The following is an 8919-nucleotide window of genomic DNA, read 5'->3' on the forward strand; positions in this document are numbered from 1 at the left end:
CCCTTAAACCATGGGTTTAAGGGCCAAAACTCCGCTCTCGCGGCAGGGCGGATGCCGCTGGGGCGACAGTGAGACCGACCGGCGGTCAGACCGTGCGCGGGGCCTTCGCGAGGTTGGCCTCGAGCTCGGCGGTGTTCTGGCGGATGACGTAGGCGGGACGGTCGCGCTCCACTCGCCAGCTCTCGGAGAGCGGGCCGATGTTCACGGTATCGAAGCCGAACTCGTCATACAGCTTCGTGACGAAATCTGAGGCATCCGCGAAGTCGGACGCGGTCGCCAGCGCGCGCCGCGCCGGGTCGCCGGCCGGGTGCGCGTCTCCCGTGATGTCGACGGCCATGATGTGGTTGAAGCCCTTCGCCACCCGAGAGGTGGGCAGGTGCGCCTGCAGCATGCCGGTCACGGTCGCCTCGCCCTTGTCGAGGGCCTCGATGTGGCCGTCTCGTTCGAAGTAGTAGTTGTTGGTGTCGATCACGATCTTGCCGGCGAGTGGCTCGACGGGCACGTCCGCGTATGCCTTGAGCGGCACGGTCACGACGGCGACGTCGGCGGCCTCCGCGGCCTGCACGGCGGTTCCGGCCGTCGCCTTCGGGCCGAGTTCGGCCACGAGGTCGGCGAGGGTCTCCGGGCCGCGAGAGTTGCTGATCACGACGTCGTAGCCGCTCTCGATCGCCTTGCGGGCGACCTGGCTGCCGATGTTTCCTGCTCCGATGATTCCGATAGTTGTCATGATCGCGACAACGAGGCCGGAGCCGGGATTGTTCCCGCATCAGTGAAAAGTACGCGCGTGGCGAAATTCTTCAGACGGCGAATCGGGTGATGGCCGCGGCCGGCCCGCCACCGGGAACGTCGTCGGCGCGGACCGCGAGCACTCGCGCTCCGGAGAGCAGGGCTCGGCGGGCGATCTCGTCCACGACGCCGTAGTTGTGGGCGTCGTCGACGTCGTCGAAGGTGATCGCACCGGATGCCTCGTCGACGTACCCCGGGATCCTCCGGTCGATGTCGACGACCAGGGTGTCGATGGCGCCGTAGGTGGCGGCACGGGCGATATCGCTGAGGTCGGTGGCGCCGCGGCCCTCGTTGAACCGGGCCTCGATCAGATCGGTGAGTTCGCCGAGCTGGGCGGCGTAGAGCCTGTCCAGCACGGGACGCGCGACGGCCGCGAGCTCCTCGGGAGTCCGTTCGTCGGGGTTTCCTTCGATGGTCGGGGCGGCGAGGAGGGGATACGCGCTGACACCGCGGAAAATGCCGTTCAACGGTTCCGCGGTGGCCAGAATGAGCGGCAGGCCCGAACCCGTCACGAGTGGCCTGATCGCGGCATCCACCGAGCGGGAGTACTGGGCGAGGCGTACCTTCTGCCCCTCTGAGCCCTGGATGCGCCCGGACGGAGACCGGCCGCTGATCGACGGGAGACCGACGGCGCTCGCCGCGTCAGCGGGCAGGCCGGGCACGTCGACGACGTACGCACCCGCGTCTGGCGAGACCTCGACCAGCCGGGCCGCATTCTGCGACACGGCGAGCACGAACGCCGTCTGGGGGAAGGTGATCGCCCGGAGCAAGGGCTTGATGTACAGACGATCGGCCACTTCGAGCACGGAGGGGAGCACGTTGGGCACCCGAAACGTCTGCAGGTGGCCCGAGTAGTGGAAGATCGCGAGCGACCGCGACAGGTAGGACCAGAACTGGCGGTCCTGGATGAGATCAGCGATCGCGTCCTCGAGCTCTTCGACGGCGGCCCGGCCCGCCCCGGCCTCCGTGAGCTGCCTGGCCGCGGCCGCGACCTGGTTGCGGAGCTCGATCCGGGACGGCTCGGATTCGGTCGGAACCGGACTCGTCGGCAGGTAGATCGACACGCAGAACGGTTCCCGCACTGCCGCCAGCTGGCGGATCGACGTTGGACTGGGGATGTCTGTGTGCAGCATGTCTGTCCCGTACCTTCCGGAGAGTCGTTGTCTGGTTTCTCGTGCCTCCCCCGCGACGACGACAGTGTATCCCCGGCGTCGGGAGGCCTGCGCGGAGTATCCGTGCAGGCGCGGACCGTAGTGTTCAGGTGAGGCTCGATCGCGAGGACGCAGCGATCAAGAGGACGCAGGGTTCGCGCCGGTCACGACAGAGAAGGATTCAACATGGAATATCGCCGTTTGGGTAAGTCCGGACTGCAGGTCAGCGAGGTCTCCCTCGGGTCGTGGGTGACGTTCGGCAAGCAGGTGCGCGAGGACGACGCCCTGGCGTTGATGGAGCTCGCCTATGACTCGGGGATCAACTTCTTCGACAACGCCGAAGGCTATGAAGCCGGTGCATCGGAGGCGCTGATGGGGGCCGCGCTGGAGAAGCTCGGCTGGGACCGTGATTCCTACGCCGTGTCGTCGAAGGTCTTCTGGGGCGGATCGAAGCCCACGCAGCGAGGCCTGTCGCGCAAGCACGTGACCGAAGCGTGCCACGCCGCGCTCAAGCGCCTGCGGGTGGACTACCTCGACCTCTACTTCTGTCACCGTCCGGACATCGACACCCCCATCGAAGAGACGGTTTGGGCGATGCACAACCTGATCACGCAGGGCAAGGTGCTGTACTGGGGCACCTCGGAGTGGAGCGCGCAGCAGATCACGGAGGCTCACGCCGTCGCCCGTGCCCTGCACATCACGCCGCCGACCATGGAACAGCCGCAGTACAACATGTTCTCGCGCGACAAGGTGGAGGGCGAGTTCCTGCCGCTGTACGACACCGTCGGGCTCGGCACGACCATCTGGTCGCCGCTGGCTTCCGGGGTCCTCACCGGCAAGTACAACGACGGGGTTCCCGCCGACAGCCGGATGAACCTCCCGGGCTACGAGTGGCTCAGGGCGGAGTGGGAGTCCGAAGCCGGGAAGGCCAAGCTCGAGAAGGTCCGCAGACTGGCGATCGTCGCCTCGGATGCCGGGCTGCCGTTGACGCACCTTGCGCTGCTCTGGTGCCTGCGCAACCCGCGGGTGTCGACCGTGATCCTGGGGGCGAGCAAGAGGGCGCAGCTGGCCGACAACCTCGCGGCCCTGGACTCGAAGGCCGCCCTGACCGACGAAGTGATCGCCGCGATCGAGGAGATCCTCGGCAACGAACCGCCCGCTCCCCAGCGCTACTGAGCTCAGCCGCGGAAATCGCCCGGGGTGGTCCATGCGGAACTCCCCGGGTGTCCTAGGGAACGCTCGGCGCCGGTGCGACCCGGTCGAGCCGGTCTGGGCAGAGCTCTGCGCCCGAAATGTCCGGCTGCGGACGCGCGAAGAGATAACCCTGGCCGTAGCGGCAGCCCATCTCGCGGAGAAGTTCGTGCTGTTCGCGCGTCTCGATTCCCTCGGCGACGACGTCGAGTCCGAGGGAATCGGCCAGGTGCAGTATTCCCCGCACGATCGCCTGGTCCCGGTCGGACGAGACAAGGTCGTCGATGAAGGTCATGTCGATCTTGAGCAGGTCGACCTCCAGCGAACGGAGCTGGGCGAACGAAGAATAGCCGGTCCCGAAGTCGTCGATCGCGAGGCGGACGCCGAGATCGCGCAGCTCGTCGAACGTGCGCGTCGCCGAATCCATCACGTCGATGACGGCGCTCTCGGTGAGCTCGAGCCAGAGCTGCCCCGGTTCCAGCCCGGTTTCCAGGAGGGCACGGCGCACCACGGTGCCGAAGTCCGAGCGCACGAACTGTCGCGCGGACACGTTGACACTGACGGCCTGATCAGCATCGAGGGAGGTCGCTGCCGAACATGCCTGCCGCAGCACGGTCCGGCCGATGTCTTTGATCAGACCGGTCTCCTCGGCGATCGCAATGAAATCGCCAGGCGCGACGATTCCGCTTCCCGGCCTCCGCCAGCGCGCCAGGGCCTCGGCCGCCGCCACCCGCGGGTGCTGCAAGTCGACGATCGGCTGGTACCAGGTCTCGATCTCACCGCGGCCGACGGCGGTGCGCAGCCCGATTTCCGTGTCGACCCGTCGGCGGATGCGACTGCGCAGGTCGTCATTGAACACCTCGTACCGGGCGCGACCCTGGTCCTTCGCCAGGTACATCGCCTGGTCGGCCTGCCGGAGCAGCGTCTCGGCGTCCTCGGCACCCGTGCTGACGGCGATGCCGATGCTCGTGTCGACCATCGCGGTCTGGTCGCCGATCTCAATGGGCAGGGACACCGCGGCCTGCACCGCCTTTGCCACCCGGCGTGCCTCCGCTCCCGTGCCGATGTCGGGACAGAGCACGACGAACTCGTCGCCGCCGATCCGGGCGACCGTGTCCGAGGCCCGGACCGCCGCGCGCAACCGGGTCGCGATCTGGACAAGGACCGCGTCTCCGGCGTGGTGGCCGAGGCTGTCGTTGACGACCTTGAAGCGGTCGAGGTCGATGAAGAGCACGCCGACTCCGCGGTGCGCCCGGGCAGCGAAGAGGAGTGCCTGATCGAGACGGTCGAGCAGGAGCAGGCGGTTGGGCAGGTCGGTCAGGGGGTCGTGGAACGCAAGGTGCTCCACGCGCGCCTCGGCCGCCCGCACGTCCGTGACGTCGGTGACGCTCAGCAGGTAGCCGGTGATGCCGGTCGTGTCCAGAATCCGGGTGGCGCTCGCCTGCACCCATTTCGCCTCACCGGATAGGGTCTGGAACCGGAACGTCGATTCAAAGGCGGCACCGGTCGAGACGGTCTTCCGCCACGCTTCGAACACTCGCTCCGCGTCGTCGCCGTGGATGTTCCGGCCCCAGCCGTCTCCGCGCGACGCCTCGATGGTCAAGCCGGTGATCCGCATCCACTGCTCGTTGGTCGTGACGACACCACCGGCGGCGTCGAATTGCACGATGCCGACGGGCGCGATGCGGATGAGCGCGTGCAGCCGTTCGGCGGTGCTGGACAGCTCGCGGGTGCGGTCGTGCACCGCGCTCTCGAGGGTCGCGTTGGACACGGCGAGGGCGAAGAACGCTCCGTCGCGCTGGATGTCGAGTGCGCGCAGCCGCACGGCCGCGATCCAGGCGATGCCGAGGACGAGTCCGATGGTGGATGCGACGAGCAACGCCGTGCCCAGAACCGAGTCGAACCAGCCCTCCCGCTGGGCCCAGAGGCGCAGCCAACCCAGGGCGAACGGACCGAGAACGATGATCGGGAGACCGCTTCTGAGCAACCGGCCCGCGCTCCGGCGATCGCGGACCAGGCCGACCAGGCCGAGATCCGGCCGTTCGAACAGGATCGCCGCTGCGATCGCGCTCACGGACAGGACGGAGAGGGTGGAAACATTCAGTGGCCGGCCGGCGTCGCTCACGGCCGAGACGCCGTAGGCAGCGCTCAGGATCGTGAGCAGCACAAGCAACAGGGTGAGGACGGCGAAGCCCGCAGTGACGGCGGCACCCGCCATGCCACGGAGACAGAAGGCGAGTCCGAGCAGCACAAGGGAGAGGGCCGTCCCGATCGCCATCCTCGGCGGCGAGTCGCCGAGCCGAAGCCCCGGCACAAGAACGTCGACGCCGAGGCTTAGGCCGGAGACGTATTCGGCGAGGGTCAGCGCGCCGATGACCGTCACGACGGAGCCGACACCGGTCGTCACCGCGGGCCGATCGGCGAGGGCGAGCGCAACCGCGAGGAGGAGGAGCCCGACGATCGTCGTCGGCTTCATGACGTCGTGCGGCAAGGCGTCCGCGGCCGCGAGATCGAGCGTGTACCACCGGGCGAGGGAGGAGAGTGCTACGAGCGCGACCAGCGCGGAAACGACCCGACTCTCCCGGCTGACGCGCACCGAAGCTCCCCCACTGCCGGGCATTGGTGCCGGTCGACACTTGAACAGTACTGGCTTCCGCTCTCGTCACGAACACGCGGCTCGTCTCCCCTCCGCGAAAGCGGGTGAATCGTCGCTTCGCGGCGCCCATAACGACGGCTCACCCGCTTTCGCGAGGACTAGGGCGACTCCCAGATCTCCAGCTGGATGCCGTCGGGGTCGCGCAGGTATGCCCACTTCGAACCGATCAGGGCGCCGGAATCGAGAGTGACGGGCGGTGCGTTGAACACCGCACCCTTGTCCAGCAGGTCCCGGTATGCGGCGTCGAGGTCCGACACCTCGAGGCACACATGAGCGCTCCCGACATCCCCATTGCTGCGATCGAAGTCGCGCCCCTCCGGATGGTGGTACTCGAGGAATTCCAGGCGGGTGTTCCCGATCATGATCATCGAGAACGCCAGGGCGGCATCGTCGACCTGGACGCTGCGCGACAGGGCCTCGCCCGATCCCTCGCTGACCGGCCCGGGAGTGAGACCGAACATTCGTGAATACCACTCGAAGGAACGCTTCATGTCGCGCACCGTCACTCCGACGTGGTGCACTCCGAGAACCTGGAAGGCCATCTGACTCTCTCCTCTGCATCCCGCCGCGCTGCGGATCGCTGTCGTGTTGCTGTCACTCGACACACATTCTGCTGCCTCGGCCGCGTTTTGTACAGTGTCACTACACATCCGTTCAGTGGGCCAGACCCCCGGATCGCGGGTGTTCGCCGTCCGCGGCTGTCGGGGGCGATCGCACTCCCACGGACCTCGGCCCTGCCGTTTCTCGAATCGTTACCGGCAACTACTTGTGAACAGCTCAGGATTTTTGTAAAGTGACGCTCAACACACCGCGCGTGACATCGATGTTGCCCGGTGAGAATTGTTGGGAGAAAGCATGATCGACGCAACGGTGCGTGAACCGGCGAAGCTACTCACTTCCCGACTTGTCGTCTCCAAGGGATTCGTCACCGTCGGCGTCTCCACGGTGCTGCTCTTCGTCGTCTGCGCCCTGGTCGCGCCGACGAGCGTCTCCGGCGGGGCCGTTCTCGGGATGATCCCCTTCGCCGCCGTGCTCGCGATCGTCGGCCTCGGCCAGATGCTCGTCGTGCAGCAAGGCGGCATCGACCTCTCGATCCCCGGCGCGGTATCGCTCGCCATCGTGATCGTGAGCCACGAGCCGGACGGCGACAACAGCAGGTTGTTACCCGCGGTCGTTCTGGCTTTGGCCTACGCGATCGGGGCCGGACTGCTCAATGGCTTCATGGTCGGTCGTCTCGGACTCAACTCCATCATCGCCACCCTGGGCACGAACGCACTGCTCTTCGGGGCCGTTCTGGGCATCTCCGGCGGAACGCCGCGCAGTACCACCAGCCTGCTGGCGGGAATCGCCGGCGGCCTGACCTGGGGCATCCCGAACTCGGCCTTCTTCGCCCTCGCCGCGCTCGCGCTCGTGACCGTCATGGTCAAGCGCACGGTGGCAGGGCGGCGGTTCGAAGCCGTCGGGGCGAACCCGCTGACCGCCCGAGCGACGGGCCTGCGCGTGACGATCCACCAGTCGCTCGCTTTCGTATGGGCCCAGCTGCTGTACTGCCTGGCCGGCATCCTGCTCGCCGGCATCACCAACCAGCCCACTGCCTTCCAGGGCGATGCCTACCTGCTCCCGGCGGTCGCGGTCGTCGTGCTGGGCGGCACGTCGTTGCTGGGCGGCCGCGGGTACCCCATCGCCACGGTCATCGCGGCGTTGTTCCTGAGCCAGCTCGACCAGTTCGTGCTGTCGCTCGGCGTGCCCTACGCGGTGCGCACCCTCGTGCAGGCCGCGGCCCTCGCCATCGGCGTGGCGCTATACACGGTGGACTGGGCGGCATTCCGCCAGAGGTTCATCCGCAGATCCCCCCGGATCGGCACCCCGGCATGACTACAGACCGGGGACACAGTTTTCGACGGAGCGGTCGAAATAGTGCGACAGAGGCGTCGCTCTCACAATGGAGGAAAGCAAACATGAAACGTCCCAAGAGTCTCGCAATGCTCGTCATGTCCGTCGCCGCAGCTTCGCTGGCGCTCGCGGGCTGCAGCGCAACGACGTCCAGCTCGGGCTCCGGCTCGACAGCGGATGCCGGAACCTCTGTGGCCGGGGCACCGTCGTGGTGCGGTCCGAAGAAGATCTCCCTCGGTCTGCTCGACGGCTTCGGTGGAAACAGCTGGCGCCTGGTGACGACGGCGGCCGGTGCCGATGAGGCCAAGCTGTGCCCGAGCGTCACAAGCTACGAGTACGCGGACGGCCAGGGCGACACCCAGAAGGCCATCTCGGACATCCAGGGCATGGTCGCCAAGGGCGTCAACGCCCTCGTCGTGTTCCCGGACGCGGGCCAGGCCATGCTGCCCGCCCTGCGCAGCGCATACAAGGCCGGCGTCGTCACGGTTCCCTACCGGGTCGACCCGGGCGGCAAGGACGGCGTGGACTACGACGCCTGGATCGGCGCGGACTTCGTGACCGATGGCAAGAACTGGGGCAACTGGCTCAAGACCAACCTTCCCGACGGCGGCAACATCCTCTTCATCAGCGGTCCGAAGGGCAACAGCCAGGCCGTCGACGAGCTGAAGGGCATGAAGACGGTCATCACTGACTCGAAGTATGTCTTCATCGGCGAGACGCCCGAGGTCACCAACTGGGACCCGGCACTCACCCAGCAGGTGCTCACCGCGGACATCGCGAAGTACCCGAAGATCGACGCCATCGTTTCCGACTTCGGTCCGTCGCTCGTGGGCGCCCTGCCCGCGTTCGCGAAGAGCGGGCGTTCCGTGCCGGCCATCGTCACCTCTGACGGAAACTCCCTCGGTTGCTTCTACACAGACAACAGCGCGGCCAACCCGGACTTCAAGCTGATGACGGTTGCCACCGGAAACGACAACGTGCGACTCGCCGTCGACTACGCGGTCGCGAAGGCGACCGGCGGCGTGCTCCCGACCGACACGGTCTTCAAGGCTCCGGCCTTCGAGGATTCCGTGAGCGGAAAGCCGAGCGCGGTGCAGTGCAAGAAGGACCTGCCCGGCGACATCTACCTCTCGGCGAAGATGTCTCCTGCAGACCAGGCCGCCCTCCTGAAGAAGTAGGCCAACCGGCACCTCCGTGGGGGGGGGGGGGGGGGGGGGGGGGGGCGCGCCCCCCCGCGGGGGG

General features: G+C 67.4%; 7 protein-coding genes. 3 read left to right on the forward strand and 4 right to left on the reverse strand.

Features of this window, described 5'->3' with window-relative positions:
- Positions 1–85 precede the first annotated feature (85 nt).
- Both QN350_RS17910 and QN350_RS17915 read right to left on the reverse strand, forming a co-directional pair.
- Positions 86–727 carry an NADPH-dependent F420 reductase gene (locus tag QN350_RS17910; RefSeq protein WP_322138349.1) on the reverse strand — a complete coding sequence of 214 codons (642 nt, stop codon included), beginning with the start codon at positions 725–727 and terminating at the stop codon, positions 86–88.
- A 70-nt stretch (positions 728–797) separates the two neighbouring features.
- Positions 798–1919 (reverse strand): hypothetical protein, encoded by a 1122-nt coding sequence (locus QN350_RS17915; protein ID WP_322138348.1) that lies wholly within the window; start codon positions 1917–1919, stop codon positions 798–800.
- Positions 1920–2123: 204 nt separating this feature from the next.
- Here QN350_RS17915 and QN350_RS17920 point away from each other — a divergent pair, with 204 nt between their 5' ends.
- The gene (locus QN350_RS17920) at positions 2124–3113 is read left to right on the forward strand and encodes an aldo/keto reductase (protein ID WP_322138347.1); all 990 of its coding nucleotides are present in this window, start codon (positions 2124–2126) and stop codon (positions 3111–3113) included.
- A gap of 52 nt (positions 3114–3165) precedes the next feature.
- Here QN350_RS17920 and QN350_RS17925 read toward each other — a convergent pair whose 3' ends face one another.
- Together QN350_RS17925 and QN350_RS17930 are read right to left on the reverse strand one after the other, a co-directional pair.
- Positions 3166–5724, reverse strand: coding sequence for a putative bifunctional diguanylate cyclase/phosphodiesterase (locus QN350_RS17925; protein WP_323517021.1), 2559 nt, complete (start codon positions 5722–5724; stop codon positions 3166–3168).
- 158 nt (positions 5725–5882) lie between these two features.
- The gene (locus QN350_RS17930) at positions 5883–6326 is read right to left on the reverse strand and encodes a VOC family protein (protein ID WP_281533419.1); all 444 of its coding nucleotides are present in this window, start codon (positions 6324–6326) and stop codon (positions 5883–5885) included.
- Positions 6327–6639: 313 nt separating this feature from the next.
- On the opposite strand from QN350_RS17930, the gene QN350_RS17935 reads away from it, so the two are divergent.
- Entirely contained in the window at positions 6640–7659 is a 1020-nt protein-coding gene (locus QN350_RS17935) for an ABC transporter permease (protein ID WP_323517023.1), read from the forward strand.
- A gap of 83 nt (positions 7660–7742) precedes the next feature.
- Positions 7743–8855, forward strand: a complete 1113-nt coding sequence (locus tag QN350_RS17940) for a substrate-binding domain-containing protein (protein WP_322138343.1) — start codon at positions 7743–7745, stop codon at positions 8853–8855.
- Positions 8856–8919: the final 64 nt, after the last annotated feature.

It is taken from the genome of Cryobacterium sp. 10I5 (genome assembly GCF_035019865.1).
In the GTDB taxonomy this organism is placed as follows: Bacteria; Actinomycetota; Actinomycetes; order Actinomycetales; family Microbacteriaceae; genus Cryobacterium; species Cryobacterium breve_A.